A 19,776-nucleotide genomic window follows, 5' to 3' on the forward strand; every position below is an offset into this window, starting at 1 on the left:
TTCTGCTGCCAGACGGGAGGGGGATATCCATTCCCTGTCCGGCAGGGCAGCGAGTATCAGGCAGCGGCCTTGACCCTGGGTTCGACCAGGGGCACGTTGAACACGTCGTAGCCGAAGCACCAGGACGGATCTTCGTTGGTGCGCAGCCAGGTGTTGTCGTGCGAGATGCGCTGCACCTTGCTGGCGCGTTCGGCACGGTTGGCCTCATACAGCGCGAAGGCCAGCTCATGGTTGTGCGCACCGACTTCCTTGAGGCAGCGCGCCAGCATGGCGCCGTCCTCGATGGCCATGGCCGCGCCCTGGGCCATGTGGGGCTTCATGGGATGGCAGGCATCGCCCAGCAGCACCAGGCGGCCACGGCTCCACAGCGGCAGCGGGTCGCGCTCCAGCAGCGACCATTTGGTCACTTCCACGGTGGCGTCGATCAGCGCCTGCACCGTAGGGTGCCAGCCCGAGAAGGCCTCGCGCATCTCTTCCTTGCTGCTGGGCAGCCAGCGGTCGTCGAGGTCCCACTTCTCGACCGGAACGCCGGTCACGTAGTACAGCTCGTCGGCCTTGCCGGTGACGAAGTAGGTCATCATGTGGCGGTCATCGCTCCACCACTTCACGCAGGCGTCGAAGGGCAGCATGCCGGCCTTGACTTCGGGCGTGGGGAATACGGCGCGGTGGGCCAGGTAGCCGGCGTACTTGGGCAGCTCTGGGCCCAGCAGCTCTTCGCGGATGCGCGAGTTCACGCCATCGGCACCGATGACGATATCGGCCTCTTCGGTCGTGCCATCGGCGAAGTGCATGAGCACCACGTTGCCCCGATCCTCCACCTTGGTCAGGAACTTGCCATAGGCCATCACGCTGTCGGGCAAGGCCTCGATCAGCAGCGCATGGAAGTCGCCGCGGTGCACGGTGAGGTAGCTGGCACCGTATTCCTTGACGGCGTAGTCGCCCAGCGGGATCTGGGCCAGCACGTCGCCCGTCTGCCAGTGGCGGCTGTACCAGTAGTCTGGGTGGGAGCCCTGCTCGTTGAGCGCGTCCTCAATGCCGATGCGACGCAGGATCTTCATCACATTGGGACCGACGTGGATGCCGGCTCCCAGGCGAGAGAAGCTGGGCGCCTGCTCATAGACGCGGACATTGAAGCCTTCCTGGAGCAGCAGCTTGGCAGCAGCGGCCCCGCCGAGACCGGCACCGACAACGGCGATTCGAGGGGATTGAGACACAGTTTTTCTCCTTGCAGGAATGTTGAAAGCCAGACGGGGCAAGCGTTGCTTCGGCGCGTCCATGAATGCTTGAGAGCAGGAAGCGTGCCAGGCAACAAAACATCTAATTCAGGTGTATGCACTTAAATTTCCAAAATCACGCATGCACCATGGAGCGGCAGAATAAATTGAAATTCAACATTTTTGGTGCAAATTTCGCACCAAATAAGTACAAACACCGAGCAAACTCTCATTTGCAAGTCGGCATATCTTTTGCAAGAATAAAGCGCACACACTCAATTGATTCTGATCAGAAACCCTCAAAACTCTGCAAAGGCAAGCCATGACCCAAACGTTCCGCATCGGCCAGATCGTCCCCAGCTCCAACACCACCATGGAAACCGAAGTGCCGGCCATGCTGCAGGCCCATTCCACGCTGCGCCCCCAGGACCGCTTCACCTTCCACTCCAGCCGCATGCGCATGAAGAAAGTGGTGAAGGAAGAGCTGGCCGCCATGGATGCCGAAAGCGACCGCTGCGCGCTGGAACTCAGCGATGCGCGCGTGGATGTGCTGGGTTATGCCTGCCTCGTGGCCATCATGGCCATGGGCCAGGGATACCACCGCGTCTCGCAGGCCCGACTGACCGAGCGCACGGCCAGCAACGGCGCCACCGCGCCCGTGATAACCAGCGCGGGTGCTCTGGTGGAGGCGCTGAAGGTCATGGGCGCCAGGAAGATCGCCCTGGTCGCCCCCTACATGGTCCCCCTGACCGAGCTGGTCAAGAACTACATCGCCGCCGAAGGCTTCGAGGTGGTGGACTGGCGTGCGCTGGAAATCCCCGACAACCTCGACGTGGGCCGCCACGACCCCGCCAAACTGCCCGGCATCGTGGCGGGCATGAACTACGCCGACGCCGACGTGATCGTGCTGTCGGCCTGCGTGCAGATGCCCTCGCTGCCGGCCGTGGCCCAGGTCGAGGCCGAAACCGGCAAGCCCGTGCTGACCGCCTCCATTGCCACCACCTACGCCATCCTCAAAGAACTGGGCCTCGACCCCGTGGTGCCGGGTGCAGGTGCGCTGCTGTCGGGTGCCTATCCCTACGACACGGCGGCCGAGGCCTGAGGAGAAACCGCATGAGCAGCACATTCCTCTACGGCGGCAACGTCCATGCCAACGGCATACGCCAGCACTATCTGCGCTACGGCGGCGCCGATGGCGAGCGCGCGCAGCGCGACGCCGTCATCCTGATCCCCGGCATCACCAGCCCGGCCGTGACATGGGGCTTCGTGGCCGAGCACCTGGGTCGTCAGTTCGACACCTATGTGCTGGACGTGCGCGGCCGTGGTTTGTCCTCGTCCGGCCCGGGCCTGGACTATGGACTCGATGCCCAGGCCGCCGACGTGACCGCCTTCGCCCAGGCAATGGGCCTTTCGCGCTGGGCGTTGGTCGGCCACTCCATGGGCGGACGCATTGCCGTGCGTGCCGCGCGCAGCCAGCCGACCGGGCTCACTCGCCTGGTCATCGTCGATCCGCCGGTGTCTGGCCCGGGCCGTCGCGCCTACCCGGCCGCCCTGCCCTGGTATGTGGACTCCATCCGCCAGGCCGCGCTGGGCATGGATGCCGAAGCCATGCGCGACTTCTGCCCCACCTGGACAGAAGAGCAGCGCCAGTTGCGTGCCCAATGGCTGCACACCTGCCATGAGCCTGCCATCGTGCAGAGCTTCGAGGACTTCGGCCGTGACGACATCCATGCCGACCTGCCCCGCATCCAGCACCCGCTGCTGCTGGTCACGGCCGAGCGCGGCGACGTGGTACGCGACGAGGACGTGGCTGAGTGGCAGGGCCTGGCACCCCAGACCGAGCACGTGCGCGTGCCCGGTGCCGGCCACATGATTCCCTGGGACAACGAGGCCGGGTTCTATGAGGCCCTGGGCGATTTCCTGGGTGCGAGCATATGCCCCCCCCTGAGCGGCTGCGCCGCTTCCCCCAGGGGGCGTACGGGCAGCCGACGACACCCTCGCTGCGGGGCGGCGCGGCCGGCCCAGGCCCTTGCTTGGTGTCCCTGGCGAAATTCACGCGCCCACCACCCATATCCCAGTCAATCAAGGAGCCGACCATGTCCGTCAGCGATATCGATCTGATCCACGCCTGGAAACAGGTGCTCACGCTGTCCCGCCTCGAAGCCGGCCAGACCGTCACCGTGCTCACGGGCGCCGACACGCACCCGCAGACGCTGCGCTGCGCCGTCGCCGCCTCCAGCGAAATGGGCGCGCGCGTCAATCGCCTGGACCTGCCCCCCGTCAATGCTGAAAAGTCGCTGAGCCGCGACTCCCTGGCCTACCTGGGCACGACTCCGCTGACCGGCAACCCCGCCGCCATCGCTGCACTCAAGGCCAGCGACCTGGTGCTGGACCTGATGACCCTGCTGTTCTCGCCCGAGCAGCACGAAATCCTGCAGACCGGCACCAAGATCCTGCTGGCCGTGGAGCCGCCCGAGGTGCTGTGCCGCCTGGTGCCCACCGAGGCCGACCGTGCGCGCGTGCAGGCCGCGTCGAAGCGCATCGAGGCGGCCAGGCAGATGCACATCGGCTCGTCTGCGGGCACCGACCTGCACTGCCGGCTGGGCAGCTTCCCAGCCATCTGCGAATACGGCTTCGTGGATCAACCCGGTCGCTGGGACCATTGGCCAAGCGGCTTCGTGCTGACCTGGCCCGACGAGGGCGAAAGCAACGGCCGCGTGATCCTGGACCGAGGCGACATCCTTCTGCCCATGAAGGACTACGTGACCGACCCCATCGAGCTGATCATCGAAAAAGGCTACGTCACGCGCATCAGCGGCGGCCTGCAGGCAGACATCCTCAAGGAGTACATGGCCTCTTACGAGGACCCCGAGGCCTATGCGGTCTCGCACATCGGCTGGGGCCTGCAGCCACGCGCTCACTGGTCCATGCTGGCCCACTACAACAAGGAAACCCACATTGGCATGGACGCGCGTGCCTTCGAGGGCAACTTCCTGTGGTCCATGGGCCCCAACAACGAGGCCGGGGGCAGCCGTACCACGGCCTGCCACATCGACATTCCCATGCGCCATTGCACGGTGACCCTGGACGGCAAGCCCACGGTCATTCACGGCGTGGTGCAGGACGAGGAAGGACTGGCGCGCGCCGCCAGAAGGGCAAGCCAAGGAAAGGACATCGCATGACAAACACCACCGCCAGCCAGGCCACCGGCGCGCAAAGCGTGCCCACCGAAGGAGTGCAGGGCGACATCTCCGCCTACGCGCGCCAGGGCTTCGGCACGCCGCTGCCGCTCAAGGCCCCTTCGGCCTGCTCATCATCGACTTCGTCAACGGCTTTGCCGACCCGGCCGTATTCGGTGGCGGCAACATCCCAGAAGCCATCGTCCAGACGCGGCAGCTGCTGGCCCATGCCCGCGCGCGCGGCTGGCCTGTGGCGCACAGCCGCATCGTGTTCTCGGACGACGATGCCGACCACAACATCTTCTGCCTGAAGGTGCCCGGCATGCTGACCCTGAAGGAAGACAGCCACCACAGCGCCATCGTGCCCGAACTGGCCCCGGCCGCTGGGGAGTATGTGGTGCGCAAGAGCACGCCCTCGGCCTTCTTCGGCACCATGCTCGCGCCCTGGCTGGCCCAGCGCGGCGTGCAGACCCTGGTGGTGGCCGGCTGCGTGACCAGCGGCTGCGTGCGTGCCAGCGTGGTCGATGCCATGCAGTCGGGCTTTCGCCCGCTGGTGGTGGCCGACTGCTGCGGCGACCGCGCCCTGGGCCCGCACGATGCCAACCTGTTCGACATGGCCCAGAAGTACGCGGCCGTGATGCCGCTGAGCCAAGCCATCGCTGCTACGGATGGATTGCCCCCCTGAGCGGCTTCGCCGCTTCCCGTTGCACGACACCCCAAGGAGGTCGGCACCCTCGGTGCGGGGTGGCGCGGCCGGCGTAGGCCCTTCCTCGGAGCCTCTCGCTTGGGCACTGCCAAATCGTGCGCGGTCATCCTCGCTGACACCATGGAATGGCAAGCCGATCTACAACGTTGCTGCCGGCTCGCCAAACCTGTCCTACATTCGCTCTCATGAACCTGCCCCAGCCCCAAGCCCAGCACGCGCAGCTGCTCGCGCGCGCCGACACCCTGCTCGTGGTGCGCCAGCCCGTGGCGCCGCCGCGCCCCGCGCCCGGCCAGCCCGGCACGGCCACCGACTACGTGCAGTCCACCCCCGAAATCTTCGTCGCCGTGCTGGCCGACGAAGATGCACCGCAGGGCTGGCGCGCCTTGGCCTTCAACGGCCATGTAGACCTGGGCACGGGCATACGCACGGCGCTGGCGCAGATCGTGGCCGAAGAACTGGAAGTGCCACTGGACCGCCTGGAAATGGTGATGGGCCACACGGCCGCCGCCCCCAACCAGGGGCCGACCATTGCCAGCGCCAGCATCCAGATATCGGCCGTTCCGCTGCGACGCGCAGCCGCCCAGGCACGCGAGCAGTTGCTGGCGCTGGCCGCGCAGCAATGGAACGCGAGGGCGGACCGACTCCGGGCACGCGACGGTATTGTGCGCTTTGCCGACGGCAGCGATGCCCGCCAAATCGGCTATGGCGAGCTGCTGCGAGGCCAGCAACTGCAGCTGCAACTGGCGCCCCCCCCGAGCAGGAGGTAAAGCTCAAGCCTGCCAGCGACTACCGGCTGGTGGGCCGGGGAGCGGCTCGCGTGGACATTCCCGCCAAGGCCACGGGCGAGCTCAGCTTTGTCCACGATGTGCGCGTGCCGGGCATGCGCCATGGCCGCGTGATCCGCCCGCCGCATCCGGGCCGCGACGGCGGCGACTTCATTGGCCGCTGCCTGATGGCTGTAGAACGCGACTCCGTGGCCCACCTGCCCGGCAATGTTCAGGTCGTCATCGAAGGGGATTTCGTCGGCGTGGTCGCAGACCGCGAGGAACAGGCCATTGCCGCCATGCGCGCGCTGCGTGTGCAGTGGAAGGCCGCGCCGGCCGCGCCTGATCTTTCCGACCTGTCTGCGGCCATCCGCGCCAATCCCGCCCAGCACCGTGCCCTGGTCGATCAAGGCCTCGTGGATGACGCCTTCGCCGGCGCAGCCACCGTGCTGCGCCGCAGCTATCTCTGGCCCTACCAGATGCATGCCTCCATTGGCCCTTCCTGTGCAGTGGCCGATTTCAGCGAGGGACGGCTCAGGCTCTGGGCCGGCACGCAGAACCCCCACATGCTGCGCACCGACCTGGACCGCCTGCTGCAACTGGGCGAAGAGCGCATCGAGATCGTGCGCCTGGAAGCCGCAGGCTGCTATGGACGGAACTGTGCCGACGATGTCTGCGCCGACGCCGCCCTGATGTCCATGGCCGTGGGCGCCCCCGTGCGCGTGCAGCTCACGCGTGAGCAGGAGCACCAGTGGGAGCCCAAGGGCACTGCCCAGCTGATGGACGTGAGCGCGGCCATCGGCGCCCGGGGAGAGCTGCTGGCCTACGATTTTGCCGTGCGCTACCCCTCCAACGACGCGCCACTGCTGGCCCTGCTGCTCACGGGCCGCATACCGGGCCAGCCACGCACCTTGGAGATGGGCGACCGTACAGCAGTACCCCCCTACCGCTATGGCAACCAGCGCATCGCCTGTCATGACATGGCGCCCATCGTGCGTTCGTCATGGCTGCGCGGGGTCTCTGCCCTGCCCAACTCCTTTGCCCACGACTGCATGATCGACGAGCTGGCCCATGCGGCCGATGCCGACCCTGTGGACTACCGCGTTCGCCATCTGGACGACCCGCGCGCCGTCGAGCTGATCCATGCCACGGCCCGCCATGCGCAATGGCAGCCAGGCCATCGCGGAAGCCGGGGACAGCCGGGCGCCGACGGCCTGCTGCACGGACGCGGCGTAGCCTATGCGCGCTACATCCACAGCCGCTTTCCCGGCTTTGGCGCAGCCTGGGCCGCCTGGGTCATCGACATCACCGTGGACCCCGCCAGCGGACGCATCGCCGTGCAACGCCTGGTCGTGGGCCAGGACACGGGAATGATGGTCAACCCCGATGGCGTGCGCCACCAGATCCACGGCAACGTCATACAAACGCTGAGCCGCAGCCTGATGGAAAAGGTGGCCTTCAACGACCATGGCGTGGCCAGCCGCGAATGGGGCGGCTACCCCATCATCGGCTTCCGCGACCTGCCGCCCATCGAAGTCGTGCTGATGCCCCGCCAGGAGGAGCCGCCCATGGGCGCGGGCGAATCGGCCTCGGTACCAGGACCCGCCGCCCTGGCCAATGCCCTGTTCGATGCCACGGGCCGGCGGTTCTATGCGGCCCCGTTCACACCCGATGCGGTGCGTGCCGCGCTGCAGGCCACGCCCTAACGCGGGCAGGACCGGCCCGCCTGACCGCTCTCACTCCTTCAGCGCACCCGCATGCCGCAGGCACTGCACGCGCCACTCGTCATCGTCCTGCAGCTCCAGCGCAGCCAACAGAGCCCGGGTGGGCGCCATGCCCTGCTGGGTCATGAAGCCTATGGGCGTGAGCAACTCGGGCGATCGCAGCGGCCGTGCAATCAGGCCCGGCATGTGACGTACCGTGGCCACCATGGCGCCTGGCAGCACGGTGACCATGGCGCTTTCATCCCCGGGGATGCATTCGGCCACGGCCATGACCAGACTCAGCACGGAATTGGTTTCCATGGCGGGCTGCACTTCGCGCTGCACGGCAGCAAAGGCCTCGTCGATCACCGTGCGGTTGTGCATGTCGGGCGTGAGCAGGCACAGCGGCAGGGCTGCCACCTCGCTCCAGGCGATGTCTGCCCCAAAGGCAAAGGGGCGGCTGTCGCACTGCGCATCCCGGCTCAGCAGATAGTAGTGCTCCTGGTACTGCAGCCAGGACTGCAGGCGCGGGCCACGCCGCGGCAGTCTGGCGCTGTAGCCCAGAGCCAGATCCAGGGACAGATCCTCGAGTCCGGTCTCTATCTCGGCCGAACTCATGGACAGCACCACGGGCGTGATGCCGGGATGCCGCTGGCGCAGCATGGCCGCAAAGCGCGTGAGCATGGGCATAGCCGTGGGCACGGCGGCCATGCGCAACTGGCCGCGCAGCGCTCCTGCTGAAGCGCTCAGCTCCTGGCGCAAACCTTCTTCCGCGCGCAGCATGGCCAGAGCCGTAGCCAGCACCTGCTCGCCCTCAGGCGTGAAACCTGCAAACGACCGCCCCCTGCGCACGATGACGGCCCCGAACTCGTCCTCCAGCGCCTTGAGCGCATTGGACAGTGCAGGCTGCGTGATATGGCAGGCCTGCGCCGCCCTTGCGAAATGGCGGTGCTCGTTGAGCGCCACCAGATAACGCATGGAGGTCAGAAGGTTCATCAGGTATTGCTGCTCACCGTGATCGTGGGGAACTTGCTGGAGAAGTCCTTGGCCTTGAGAGCCACCTTCACGGCCAAATCGCGCGCCACCTTTTTGTAGACCTGGGCGGCTTCGCTCTCGGGCTCGGCCACCACCGTGGGCTTGCCGCTGTCGGCCTGCAGGCGGATCTGCAGCGACAGGGGCAACGCCCCCAGATAGTCGATGTTCTGCTCGCCGGCCATCTTCTTGCCGCCGTCGGCGCCAAAGATATGTTCGACATGGCCGCAGTTGGTGCAGACATGGGCTGCCATGTTTTCGACCAGGCCGAGAATCGGCACGCCGACCTTCTCGAACATCTGAATGCCCTTCTTGGCATCGATCAGGGCAATGTCCTGGGGCGTGGTCACCACCACGGCACCCGTCATGGGCACGCGCTGGGACAGCGTCAGCTGGATGTCACCGGTTCCGGGCGGCATGTCGACCAGCAGATAGTCCAGATCCTTCCAGTTGGTCTGGCGCAGCATCTGCTCCAGTGCCTGGGTGGCCATGGGGCCGCGCCAGATCATGGCCTGGTCGTTGTTGACCAGCAGACCGATGGACATGACCTGCACGCCATGGTTCTCCAGCGGCTCCATGGTCTTGCCATCATGGCTTTCGGGCTTGCCCGAAACGCCCATCATCATGGGCTGGCTGGGACCGTAGATGTCGGCGTCCAGAATGCCCACGCGGGCACCTTCGGCGGCCAGCGCCAGTGCCAGATTGGCCGTGGTCGTGCTCTTGCCCACGCCGCCCTTGCCGGACGAGATGGCGATGATGTTCTTCACGCCGGGCAGCAGTTGCACGCCGCGCTGCACGGCATGCGAGGCCACCTTGGTGAAGATGTTGATCGAGACATTGCCCACGCCGGCCACCGTCCTGGCCGCAGCGATGAACTGGCTGCGCAGCGCAGGATGCAGACTGCTGGCGGGATAGCCCATCTCCACGTCGAACGAGACGTCGTCACCGGCAATCTGCAGATTGCGCAGGGCGCGCGTGCTCACAAAGTCCTTGCCAGTGTGCGGATCAAGCACCGTGGCCAGCGCGCTCAGAAGCGCTTGTTCAGTAACAGCCATTGGATTTAGTTTTCCAGAGGTTTCTTCAATGACGGATAGTCTAGCGAAGCTGTCCAACCCCTGTGCACAGGAGACAATGCAGCCCTTTGCCCAAGATTTGAGAGACAGCCCGTGAAACTGAAGATGGCCGAAAATTCCCTGTTCGCAGTCCTGATGCGCTCGCGCTGGTGGATCAGCTTTGCGATCTGCGCTGCGGTGGTGCTGGTGTCGCTGGCGGTGTTTCCCAAGGACATCTCGCCCTTTGCCGCCCTGGGCGCCTTCCCGTTCTTCATCGTGGGCTGCATCGCCTGCTACAGGCAGCTGCGGGCCCCCAGCCCGGCCAGGCTGGAACAGATCCAGCAGGTGATTGCCGAGCAGTCCTGGGCCGACTTCAGTGCCCAGCTGCAGACGGCCTGGCAAGCCGAAGGCTATGAGGTTCAGCGCCTGAACCAGGCCGGGGCCGATCTGCTGCTGACGCGCAACGGCCAGACCAGCGTGGTCGGCGCGCGCCGCTGGAAAGCCGCAGCCCATGGCGTGGAGCCGCTGCGCGAGCTGCAGGCCGCGCAAGCCCGGCTGAAAGCCGAGCTCGGCGTTTACGTGGCTCTGCAGCCACTGGGCGAGAATGCCGCCAGCTGGGCCGCGCAGCATCAGCTGGTGGTGCTGGATGCCAAGTCCATCGCCACGCTGATCGCCAAGAACCAGAAAAAGCGCTAAGGCCCACCGCAGGCCGTCACCGGGGCCGCGCAGCCCCCCGCACCTACCGCCTGCGGCCCAATCCGGGCACACTGCAGCCATGGCGGCAGAGCAGTTCTCACCCACCCTCCCTCCCAGTCTTGCCGAGACAGACCGGCAAAACTCCGCAGGCCCGAGCTCCAGCATCGGGCAGACCGGTCTGTTGCTCAGCGGCGGCGGCGCCCGGGCCGCCTACCAGGTCGGCGTGCTGGCCGCCATTGCCGAGCTGCGCCGTGCCCGGGGTCTGCAGCACGGGCCCAATCCCTTTCCGGTACTGGCGGGCACCTCGGCGGGTGCCATCAATGTCGCCGCCCTGGCCTGCCATGCCGATGCCTTTGACAGCGCCGTGCGACGCATGCTCCATGTCTGGGGCCATATGAATACCGAGCAGATCTACAGGGCCGACTCGCTCAGCGTGCTGCGCAGCGGTGCGCGCTGGCTGACGCTGTTGTCGCTGGGCTGGGCAGTGGCCCGCTGGAGCCGCATGCGGCCGCGCTCTCTGCTGGACAACACACCGCTCAAAAGCCTGATGAACAGCGAGCTCATGCCGTTCGAGCGCATCCCGCAGCTGATCGCCAGCGGGCATCTGCACGCACTGACCATCACGGCATCGAGCTACAGCAGCGGCCAGCACATCACTTTCTTCCAGACCCGCGAAACCCTGAGCCCCTGGATACGCGACCAGCGCAAGGCCGTGCAGACCCTGCTCACCGCCGATCACCTGCTGGCCTCGTCGGCCCTGCCCTTCATCTTTCCGGCCATGCCGCTGCCCATGGACGGGCATCTCGAGCATTTCGGCGACGGCTCCATGCGCCAGACTGCGCCCCTGGCCCCGGCCATCCATCTGGGCGCCAGCAAGCTGCTGGTCGTGGGCGCGGGCAGGCGCCACGAGCCCCTGAGCAGCCAGCCGCTGGCCGACGCCAGCTACCCCACCCTGGCCCAGGTCGCCGGGCATGCGCTGTCGAGCATCTTCCTGGACACGCTGGCCGTAGACATAGAGCGAGCCGAGCGCATCAATCACACGCTGAGCCTGATCTCGCCGGCCGAGCGCATCCACAGCCGGCTGCGCCCTGTCGAGGTACTGGCCATCACCCCCAGCGAGCGCATCGACGATATCGCCACGCGCCATATCGACAAGCTGCCGCGGCCGGTGCGGACCCTGCTGGCCACGCTGGGCGTGCGCGCCGGCACGGGCAACCCCGTGCGCGACGGCGCGCTGGCCAGCTACCTGCTATTTGAGCAGGGCTACACCCGTGAACTGATAGCACTGGGCCGCAAAGACACGCTGGCTCGAAGAGAGGAACTTTGCCGTTTCCTGGGCTGGCCGCTTTGATGTAACAAATGTTAATGATGCGAAAGGAGCCGGACAAATGATGCATGAGACACTTTGCTTGACCTTCATCATCTTTACTGCCACAGCCTAGTGACTCCACTTCCACAGCCCGTCCGCGCCTCCAAATCGCTCAAGCTCTCGCTGATCCTGCCTTTTGTCGCCCTGATTGCGCTGTTGACCTCGGCCCTGGGCATGCTCTGGTACTGGACCGGCAGCAACGCGGTGTCCGCCTTGTCCGAGCAGGTGATGGAAGAGAAGGCCGAGCGTATTGCGCTGATCGTGGACCGGCACCTGTACCCGTCCAGCGCCGTGCTGGAGGCCGCGTTTCCCAGCGGCGAATCGGTGCCCGCCGATATCCGCGACCATATCCCGGCACTGATCTCGCGGCTGTGGGTGGCCAGCTCGCTGCACACCCAGCCCAACGACTATGTCTACTACGCCAATGTTGCGGGACAAGGGATTGCCCTCAAGCGCCTGACACCGGAGCTGGGCCAGCTGCGCCTGAAGACCCGGGCCAGCGAGCATCGCAGCTATTTCAAGGTCGCCGGCATGCATGCCGAGCCGGTCTACGAGTCCACCGAAATCAATCTGTTCGAGCCACGCCAGCGCCCCTGGTTCAAGCTTGCGGCGGAGTCGGCCGACGTGATCTGGACGCCTGCCTATATCGACTTCAGCGCCAAGGATCTGGTGCTGACGCGTGCGCGCCGCATTCTTTCCAGCAAGGGGCGTCTCGAAGGCGTGGTGGCCACCGATATCTCCTTGCGCGCGCTCAATGAATTCGTCAACCAGCTGCACCTGAGCGAGCATGGCCGGGCCTTCATCATCGAGGCCGACGGCTCCCTGATCGCCGCCACCGGCATGCCCAATATCCACCGCCGTGAGGACGGCCAGCTGGAGCGCATGAGTGCCGCCAACAGCCAGGACCCGCTGATTCAGGCGGTGTACGACAAGATCCAGGGCGCCTTCCAGACCTCGAAGTCCGGCGCCGCTCCGGGCACCGCCCTGCTGGAAGATGCCGGGCACAGCAATATTCGCATCGCCTACCGGCGCCTGAACCTGGGCTCGGGCCAGGACTGGATGGCCGTGGTGGCCGTGCCGCACAAGGACATGCTGACCGGCGTCTACCGCCATATGGTGCTGGTGGGCAGCCTGGGTCTGCTGGCACTGGTCGTGGCCGTCGTCATCGGCACCCGCATCTTCGGCGCCGTGGCCAACGATATGCGCTCGCTGACCCGCGCCGTGCGCAGCGTGGGCCAGGGCGAGATCGACACCCCCATCGAGGTGCAGCGCCGCGATGAAATTGGCGAGCTGGCCCACAACTTCCATCGCATGCGCCACAGCCTGTTCACCGATCCGCTGACCGGCGCCAACAATCGCAGCGCGCTGCAGCATATTCTGGCCACGCTCACCCGCCCCCTGCCCGGCCAGAGCATGGCTGCCCCGTTTGCACTGCTGTTTGTGGACCTGGACCGCTTCAAGCCACTCAATGACCGCTGGGGACATGACAACGGCGATCTGGCGCTGGCCGAGATCAGCCTGCGCCTGCGCAACCTGCTGCGCCCCGACGATGTCGTTGCCCGCCTGGGCGGCGACGAGTTCATCCTCATACTGCGCGGAGTCAGCGACGAGGAGCAGGTACAGGCCGTGAGACTCAAGATCGAGCATGCGCTGCAGCAGCCGCTGACCACGCTGCTGGGCATTCCCGAGGGCGAATCCGTGACCGTGGGCGCATCGGTGGGTCAGGCCCTGTATCCCAGGGATGCGCAGGATGCGCAAAGCCTGCTCAAGGTCGCCGACCAGGACATGTACCGCAACAAGGGGCCTTCGCTGCGATAGCCTGCCTTCCTGCTTCCGCTATCAATACGGGAGCATTAAGCGCTTTATTTGCATTGAATTTATATATATTTCTTATTGAAATAATTATATTAAATACGATAGAAGCTATAAAAATCGAAGCAATCACCGATCGATAGCGACCCTGCCGGTTGCCGCCGCAAAACCCGCGCCCGCAGCCTGGAGCCAAGCCCTTCTAGAATGACGGGTTCTCTGTGAAAGCTGTTTCCTCATGACCGCACGCAAACTATTCGTCACCACCGCCCTGCCGTACGCCAACGGCAACTTCCACATCGGCCACATCATGGAATACATCCAGGCCGACACCTGGGTGCGTGCGCAGCGAATGCAGGGCAATGCGGTCAACTTCGTGGGCGCCGACGACGCCCACGGCGCGCCCATCATGATTGCCGCCGAAAAGGCCGGCAAGACGCCCCAGCAGTTCGTGGCCGACATCGCTGCCGGCCGCAAGCAGTACCTCGACGGCTTCCACATCGCCTTCGACAACTGGAGCAATACCGACAGCGCCGAAAACCACGAGCTGTCCAAGCAGATCTATCTGGACCTGAAGGCCGCCGGCTTCATCGAAACCCGCACCATCGAGCAGTTCTTCGACCCCGAGAAGAACATGTTCCTGCCCGACCGCTTCATCAAGGGCGAATGCCCGCGCTGCCACGCCAAGGACCAGTACGGCGACAACTGCGAAGTCTGCAGCTCGGTCTACGCGCCCACCGACCTCATCAACCCGTTCTCGGCCCTGTCGGGTGCCACGCCGGTGATGAAGTCCTCCGAGCATTTCTTCTTCAAGCTCTCGGACCCGCGCGCCGTGGAGTTCCTGACCGAGTGGACGCAGAACGGCAAGCATGTTCAGCCCGAAGTCGCGGCCAAGATCAAGGAATGGTTCGGCGTGCGCACCAACCCCGACGGCTCGACCAGCGAAGGCCTGGACGACTGGGACATCAGCCGCGACGCGCCCTATTTCGGCATCGAGATTCCCGATGCGCCGGGCAAGTACTTCTATGTCTGGCTGGATGCGCCCGTGGGCTACCTGGCATCGCTCAAGGAACTGCTCAACCGCCGTGGCGAAGACTACGACGCCTACATGGCCGACCCAGCTCTGGAGCAGTACCACTTCATCGGCAAGGACATCATCACCTTCCACACGCTGTTCTGGCCTGCGATGCTCAAGTTCAGCGGTCGCAAGACGCCAACCAGGATCTGCGTGCACGGCTTCATGACCGTGAACAACGGCGAGAAAATGAGCAAGAGCCGCGGCACCGGCCTCGATCCGCTCAAGTACCTGTCGCTCAAGATGAACCCCGAATGGCTGCGCTACTACCTGGGCGCCAAGCTCAACGGCAAGAACGAAGACATCGACTTCAATCCCGAAGACTTCATGCTGCGCGTCAACTCCGACCTGATCGGCAAGTACGTCAACATCGCTTCGCGTGCAGCAGGCTTCATCAGCAAGCGCTTTGACGGCAAGCTGGGCGTGGTCAGCGAAGACGGCCAGACCCTGCTGGCCGCGCTGCGCGAGCAGCAAGCCGCCATCGTCGCCGCCTACGAAGGCCGCGACTCGGCCCGCGCTGCGCGCGAGATCATGCTGCTGTGCGACAAGGTCAACAGCTATGTGGACGCCAACAAGCCCTGGGAGCTGGCCAAGAAGGAAGGCATGGATGCCCGCCTGCACGATGTGTGCACGACCTGCATCGAAGCCTTCCGCATCCTGACCATCTACCTGAGCCCCATCCTGCCCGGCGTGGCCGCAGAAGTCGCCAACTTCCTCATCGTGCCGCCCGAGCGCTTTGCCGACGTGGTCAAGCCCCTGGGCGCGGGCCACCAGATCGGCGTCTACCAGCATCTGATGCAGCGCGTCGATCCCAAGCAGCTCGAAGCCCTGTTCGAAGCGCCCGCTGGTCAGACAGCCCCCGCCGCCGAACCCTCCAAGGCCGAGAAAAAGGCTGCCAGGAAGGCCGAGCCCGTGATCGACCCCCATGCCCCCGGCGGTGAGCCGCTGGCCGAGACCATCAGCATCGACGACTTTGCCAAGGTCGATCTGCGCATCGCCAGGATCTTGGAATGCAGGGCGGTGGAAGGCTCGACCAAGCTGCTGCAGCTGACCCTGGATGTGGGCGAGAAGGACGAGAGGGGCCAGCCCAGGACCCGCAATGTGTTCAGCGGCATCAGCAGCATGTACCAGCCCGAGCAGCTGCAGGGCAAGCTGACGGTGATGGTCGCCAATCTGGCACCGCGCAAGATGAAGTTCGGCCTGTCCGAAGGCATGGTGCTGGCCGCCAGCCACGCCGACGAGAAGGCCCATCCCGGCATCTATGTGCTGGAACCCTTCCCCGGCGCCATGCCCGGCATGCGGATTCATTGATCCCACCTATGATCCCCCCTGAGTCGCCTTCGGCGCCTTCCCCCCGGGGGGACGACACCTTCGCCGCGAGGCGGCTCTTGCTCGGTGTCTCCTCGCGGGGGCGTGCCTCATCAGGCTCCTACGGCTTCTGGCTGGCTGGAGCTTTTTTATGCCTTGCGCTCTCGGGCTGCACCGTGATCGCCGTCACCGGTACCGCCATCAGCGTGACGGCCGGAGCTGTGGGCCTGGCCGCCGATGCCGCCATCGGCACAGCCAAGATCGTGGGCAAGGGTGTGGGCAAGGCCGCTGATGCCTTGATGGATGACGACCCACCCGATACCAGCGGCGTGAATATTCGCTACCGCGATCCGTCCGCCACCGCTCCCGCAGCAGCAGAAATGCCGGCAATGACCGCCAACCCCACGCCCTCAGCGCCCTCTGACGGACTGCCGCCGCAATACTGACGAACCGCCTGCATCCATTCACAGAAACCGCATTGCGCTACACATCAGATAGCACAATGCGGTTTTTTCATGCCCTGGCACGCGCCCGCAAGCACAAGCGCAGCGCATAACTAAATAACCAATAACTTCCTGTTACACCACCGGGATATTGAGCTTGTCAGAGCCGGTCCGCTTCCTAGAATCCGACTCCATCAGCTCTGCCTGCTCCGCCCCTGCCCAGAAGAATGCTCGACATTCGCCACACATAACAAAGGCCGCGCACATTCAGGCATCGAGGTCATAAATCCCCCACGCGGCCTTGCGTGGGGACAACGGGAGGCCCCATGCGATCGAAACCCTTGCTCACTTCAGCGCGCTCTGCGCTATGGCTGGCTTTTGCCCTGGCAGCGCCGCTGCCCGGCCTGGCCAGCTCTGCCGCCACCTCCTTGCGTGTGCAGGATGTGGCCGTGCTGGCTGCCAGCTGCGCCAACTGCCACGGCCCGGACGGCCGCTCCACGGGCGTCATTCCCCAGCTGCGCGGCCTGCCTGAGGCTCATCTGCTGCAGCGCCTGCAGGCCTTCAAGGCCGGCACCGCCAAGGACGCCACCGTCATGACCCGTCTGGCCAAGGGCTACGACGATGAGCAACTCAAAGCGCTGGCCCAATGGTTCAGCAAGAAGGGCCCGTAAATGCAGATCAATCGTCGTCAAATTCTCGGTGGTGCCGCCGCCGGCGCAGCCACCTTCGCCATGCCCGCCATCGTGCAGGCCAAGGCAGCTTCGGCCCATGTGGTCGTGATCGGCGGCGGCTTTGGCGGAGCCACGGCCGCGCGCTATCTGCGCCAGTTCGCGCCGCATATCCAGGTCACGCTGGTGGAGCCGGCCGAGCGCTTCTATACCTGCCCCTTCTCCAATCTGTACCTTGCCGGCCTGCGCAGCTGGGACAGCATAGGCCACGGCTACGGCGGTCTGCGCAAGGCCGGCGTGAACGTGGTCCATGCGCGTGCCGACCAGGTCCTGACCGACTCCAGGCGCGTGCTGCTGTCCAACGGTCAGGCGCTGAGCTATGACAAGCTGGTGCTCTCGCCCGGCATCGACATGCGCTGGAATGCGCTGGAAGGCTATGACGAGGCAGCCGCCCAGCTTGCCCCCCATGCCTGGAAGGCCGGAGCGCAGACCCAGCTGCTCAAGAAGCAGCTCGAAGCCATGCCCGATGGCGGCAAGTTCGTGATGGTCATCCCTGCCAACCCTTTCCGCTGCCCGCCCGGCCCCTACGAGCGCGCGGCCATGGTGGCCCACTACCTCAAGCAGCACAAACCCAGGTCCAAGATTCTGCTGCTGGACGACAAGGATGCCTTCTCCAAGCAAGGCCTGTTCATTCAGGGCTGGAAGGCGCTTTACGGCGACATGATCGAATGGGTCAAGCAGGCCGATGACGGCAAGGTCGCACGCGTGGATGCCAAGAACCTGGAAGTGGAAACCGCGTTCGGCACCAGGCACAAGGCCGATGTGCTCAACGTCATCCCGCCCCAGAAGGCCGGCTTTATCGCCGACCGTGCCGGCGTGACCAATGCCAGCGGCTGGGTGCCGGTCAAGCCCGAGTCCTTTGAATCCACCCAGGTCCAGCATGTCTATGTGCTGGGCGACGCCACGATTGCCGCGCCCATGCCCAAGTCCGGCTTTGCCGCCAATACGCAAGGCAAGGTGGCCGCTGCCGCGATTGCCGCCGAACTGAGCGGCCAGTCCCTGCCTGCAGCGGCCTTTGCCAACACCTGCTACAGCCTGATCGGCACCGACTACGGCATCTCCGTGGCCGGCGTCTACCGCACGGCTGCGGGCAAGCTGATCGAGGTGCCCGACTCCGGCGGCGTGAGCCCCTTGAACGGCGATGCCGCCTTCCGCAAGGCCGAGGCCGACTACGGCGCAGCCTGGTACAAGGCGATCAGCGCGGATATCTGGGGTGGTTGAATAGAGGCTTCCCCCTGAGGCGCTGACGCGCTTTCCCCCTTCTCTCGTGGCGCTGGGGACGCTGGCTTTGCTGTGGGACAGCCCTTGCTCGCCAGCCCGAGCGAAGGTTCACGCATCATGCGTCTGGTGCGAATCTCTGCCGCCCACCCTCATCTGCTTTATTGAACGACTGATATGTTGTTGTGGTCTGTTGGTTTGCTGGCCCTGAGGCGCTGACGCGCCTTCCCCCTTCTCTCGCGACACTGGGGACGCTGGCTTTGCTGCGGGACAGCCCTTGCTCGCCAGCCCTAGCGCGGCTTCGCGCTTCAAGCTCCTGGTGTGAATCTCTGCCGCCCACCCTCATCTGCTTTATTGAACGACTGATATGTTGCTGTGGTCTGTTTTCTTGCTGGGCATGGCCTTCGGCATCGCCGCGCGGCTGGGGCGTTTCTGTCTGCTGCGCGGGCTGCGCCAGCAAATAGGGCGGGATGCGGAAGTCGCACCCGGTCAGGCTCCTGCATTGCAGGCCTTTGCCCTGGCATTGGCCGTGGCCTTGCTGGCCTCGCAGGGGCTGCAGGCTCTGGGAATGCTCGATCTGAGCCAGGCCGCCATTGCGCGGCCCAGCTTTTCCATCGCTGGCGTGCTGATTGGCGGTTTGCTGTTTGGCGTCGGTATGGTGCTGGCACGAGCCTGCGGTGCGCGCTCTCTGGTGCTGCTGGCAGGAGGCAATCTGCGCTCTCTGGTCACCCTGGTGTTTCTGGCGCTGGGCGCGCAACTGGCCATGACCGGTGTGCTGACGCCTCTGCGCCTGTGGCTGCAGGCCCTCACTCCCCTCACTCTGGCTCACGCCACCTTGCCCGCCTATCTGTCTTCCTTGAATACATGGCTGCTGACGCTTGGTCTGGCCCTGCTGCTGCTGGCCTATGCCTTGCTGCGCCCCGGCCTGCGCCAGAGCCACCTGCAGTGGGGCAGCGCGCTGCTCATAGGCCTGCTGGTGGCTGCCGGCTGGTGGCTGACTGCGCATATCGGGGTCGATGAGTTCGAGCCGGCCCGCCTCACCTCGCTGAGCTTTATCGGCCCGATTGCCGAGGCCCTGCTCTATCTGCAACTGTCCGTGGGACGCGAGCCCGGCATAGGCCTGGCGCTGACTGCGGGCGTGCTCGCCGGTGCCTTTCTCGCAGCCCTTGGCAGCCGCACGGCGCGCTGGGAAGGCTTTGACTCCACCAGCCGCCTGGCGGCCAGCGCCGGTGGCGGCCTGTTGATGGGCGTTGGCGGCGTGCTGGCCGCAGGCTGCTCCATCGGCCAGGGGCTGAGCGGGCTGTCGACGCTGTCGCTGGCCAGCTTTGTGGCCGTTGCCGGCATCCTGCTCGGAACGCTGCTCAGCCTGCGCCTGCTGCGCCAGCAATAGCGCTGGCTTCGCTTGGGTATTCAACGATCCCGGATCAGGGCCTGCTCCTAGAATCTCCAGCCACCAGCTCTGCTTGTGCCGCGTGTCGGC

Annotated in this window: 13 protein-coding genes and 3 pseudogenes; 13 read left to right on the forward strand and 3 right to left on the reverse strand. The window is 65.4% G+C overall.

Translation table 11 applies throughout. The annotated features are described in order from the left end of the window. Positions 1-56: 56 nt before the first annotated feature. Positions 57-1,214 (reverse strand): FAD-dependent monooxygenase, encoded by a 1,158-nt coding sequence (locus O987_RS22295; protein ID WP_003051996.1) that lies wholly within the window; start codon positions 1,212-1,214, stop codon positions 57-59. A 322-nt stretch (positions 1,215-1,536) separates the two neighbouring features. Here O987_RS22295 and O987_RS22300 point away from each other — a divergent pair, with 322 nt between their 5' ends. The 5 genes and pseudogenes from O987_RS22300 (at position 1,537) to O987_RS22320 (ending at position 7,569) form a co-directional block, all read left to right on the forward strand. Continuing rightward, positions 1,537-2,316 (forward strand): Asp/Glu racemase, encoded by a 780-nt coding sequence (locus O987_RS22300; RefSeq protein WP_003051994.1) that lies wholly within the window; start codon positions 1,537-1,539, stop codon positions 2,314-2,316. Positions 2,317-2,327: 11 nt separating this feature from the next. Then, positions 2,328-3,149: pseudogene (locus O987_RS22305) on the forward strand (alpha/beta fold hydrolase); the annotation flags it as partial. A gap of 161 nt (positions 3,150-3,310) precedes the next feature. Then, positions 3,311-4,396: a hypothetical protein gene (locus O987_RS22310; RefSeq protein ID WP_003051990.1), complete on the forward strand. Its 1,086-nt coding sequence runs from the start codon at positions 3,311-3,313 to the stop codon at positions 4,394-4,396. Further along, positions 4,393-5,078 (forward strand): annotated as a pseudogene (locus O987_RS22315) (N-carbamoylsarcosine amidohydrolase). The gene O987_RS22310 and the pseudogene O987_RS22315 overlap by 4 nt, the downstream one beginning before the upstream one ends. 206 nt (positions 5,079-5,284) lie before the next feature. Next, positions 5,285-7,569, forward strand: a pseudogene (locus O987_RS22320) (molybdopterin cofactor-binding domain-containing protein). 30 nt (positions 7,570-7,599) lie between these two features. On the opposite strand, the gene O987_RS22325 reads toward O987_RS22320, so the two are convergent. Next, complete coding sequence (locus O987_RS22325; RefSeq protein ID WP_003051983.1) at positions 7,600-8,562, reverse strand: LysR family transcriptional regulator; 963 nt, start codon at positions 8,560-8,562, stop codon at positions 7,600-7,602. After that, on the reverse strand, positions 8,562-9,653 hold the full coding sequence (gene apbC, locus O987_RS22330; protein ID WP_043374863.1) for an iron-sulfur cluster carrier protein ApbC: 1,092 nt from the start codon (positions 9,651-9,653) through the stop codon (positions 8,562-8,564). The genes O987_RS22325 and apbC overlap by 1 nt, the downstream gene beginning before the upstream one ends. 123 nt (positions 9,654-9,776) lie before the next feature. Here apbC and O987_RS22335 point away from each other — a divergent pair, with 123 nt between their 5' ends. The 8 genes from O987_RS22335 (at position 9,777) to O987_RS22370 (ending at position 19,686) form a co-directional block, all read left to right on the forward strand. Further along, positions 9,777-10,346: a restriction endonuclease gene (locus O987_RS22335; RefSeq protein ID WP_003051978.1), complete on the forward strand. Its 570-nt coding sequence runs from the start codon at positions 9,777-9,779 to the stop codon at positions 10,344-10,346. Between the two features lie 79 nt (positions 10,347-10,425). After that, positions 10,426-11,697, forward strand: a complete 1,272-nt coding sequence (locus O987_RS22340) for a patatin-like phospholipase family protein (protein WP_043374866.1) — start codon at positions 10,426-10,428, stop codon at positions 11,695-11,697. A 90-nt stretch (positions 11,698-11,787) separates the two neighbouring features. After that, the gene (locus O987_RS22345) at positions 11,788-13,533 is read left to right on the forward strand and encodes a sensor domain-containing diguanylate cyclase (protein ID WP_043374868.1); all 1,746 of its coding nucleotides are present in this window, start codon (positions 11,788-11,790) and stop codon (positions 13,531-13,533) included. Positions 13,534-13,762: 229 nt separating this feature from the next. Further along, positions 13,763-15,910: a methionine--tRNA ligase gene (gene metG, locus O987_RS22350; protein ID WP_043374871.1), complete on the forward strand. Its 2,148-nt coding sequence runs from the start codon at positions 13,763-13,765 to the stop codon at positions 15,908-15,910. 173 nt (positions 15,911-16,083) lie between these two features. Beyond that, positions 16,084-16,353, forward strand: a complete 270-nt coding sequence (locus O987_RS22355) for a hypothetical protein (protein WP_235214204.1) — start codon at positions 16,084-16,086, stop codon at positions 16,351-16,353. Between the two features lie 323 nt (positions 16,354-16,676). Further along, complete coding sequence (locus tag O987_RS22360; RefSeq protein ID WP_235214205.1) at positions 16,677-17,021, forward strand: c-type cytochrome; 345 nt, start codon at positions 16,677-16,679, stop codon at positions 17,019-17,021. Then, on the forward strand, positions 17,022-18,299 hold the full coding sequence (locus O987_RS22365; RefSeq protein ID WP_043374876.1) for an NAD(P)/FAD-dependent oxidoreductase: 1,278 nt from the start codon (positions 17,022-17,024) through the stop codon (positions 18,297-18,299). Between the two features lie 364 nt (positions 18,300-18,663). After that, positions 18,664-19,686: a YeeE/YedE family protein gene (locus tag O987_RS22370; RefSeq protein WP_003051967.1), complete on the forward strand. Its 1,023-nt coding sequence runs from the start codon at positions 18,664-18,666 to the stop codon at positions 19,684-19,686. Positions 19,687-19,776 lie beyond the last annotated feature (90 nt).

The organism is Comamonas testosteroni TK102, assembly GCF_000739375.1.
Classification (GTDB): Bacteria; Pseudomonadota; Gammaproteobacteria; order Burkholderiales; family Burkholderiaceae_C; genus Comamonas; species Comamonas brasiliensis.

Bases quoted from the DNA above. Each gene is read 5' to 3' on its own strand.
- O987_RS22300 (WP_003051994.1), top strand. From the start codon at position 1,537: ATGACCCAAACGTTCCGCATCGGCCAGATCGTCCCCAGCTCCAACACC.
- O987_RS22310 (WP_003051990.1), top strand. From the start codon at position 3,311: ATGTCCGTCAGCGATATCGATCTGATCCACGCCTGGAAACAGGTGCTC.
- O987_RS22325 (WP_003051983.1), bottom strand. From the start codon at position 8,562: ATGAACCTTCTGACCTCCATGCGTTATCTGGTGGCGCTCAACGAGCAC.
- apbC (WP_043374863.1), bottom strand. From the start codon at position 9,653: ATGGCTGTTACTGAACAAGCGCTTCTGAGCGCGCTGGCCACGGTGCTT.
- O987_RS22335 (WP_003051978.1), top strand. From the start codon at position 9,777: ATGGCCGAAAATTCCCTGTTCGCAGTCCTGATGCGCTCGCGCTGGTGG.
- O987_RS22340 (WP_043374866.1), top strand. From the start codon at position 10,426: ATGGCGGCAGAGCAGTTCTCACCCACCCTCCCTCCCAGTCTTGCCGAG.
- metG (WP_043374871.1), top strand. From the start codon at position 13,763: ATGACCGCACGCAAACTATTCGTCACCACCGCCCTGCCGTACGCCAAC.
- O987_RS22360 (WP_235214205.1), top strand. From the start codon at position 16,677: ATGCGATCGAAACCCTTGCTCACTTCAGCGCGCTCTGCGCTATGGCTG.
- O987_RS22365 (WP_043374876.1), top strand. From the start codon at position 17,022: ATGCAGATCAATCGTCGTCAAATTCTCGGTGGTGCCGCCGCCGGCGCA.
- O987_RS22370 (WP_003051967.1), top strand. From the start codon at position 18,664: ATGTTGCTGTGGTCTGTTTTCTTGCTGGGCATGGCCTTCGGCATCGCC.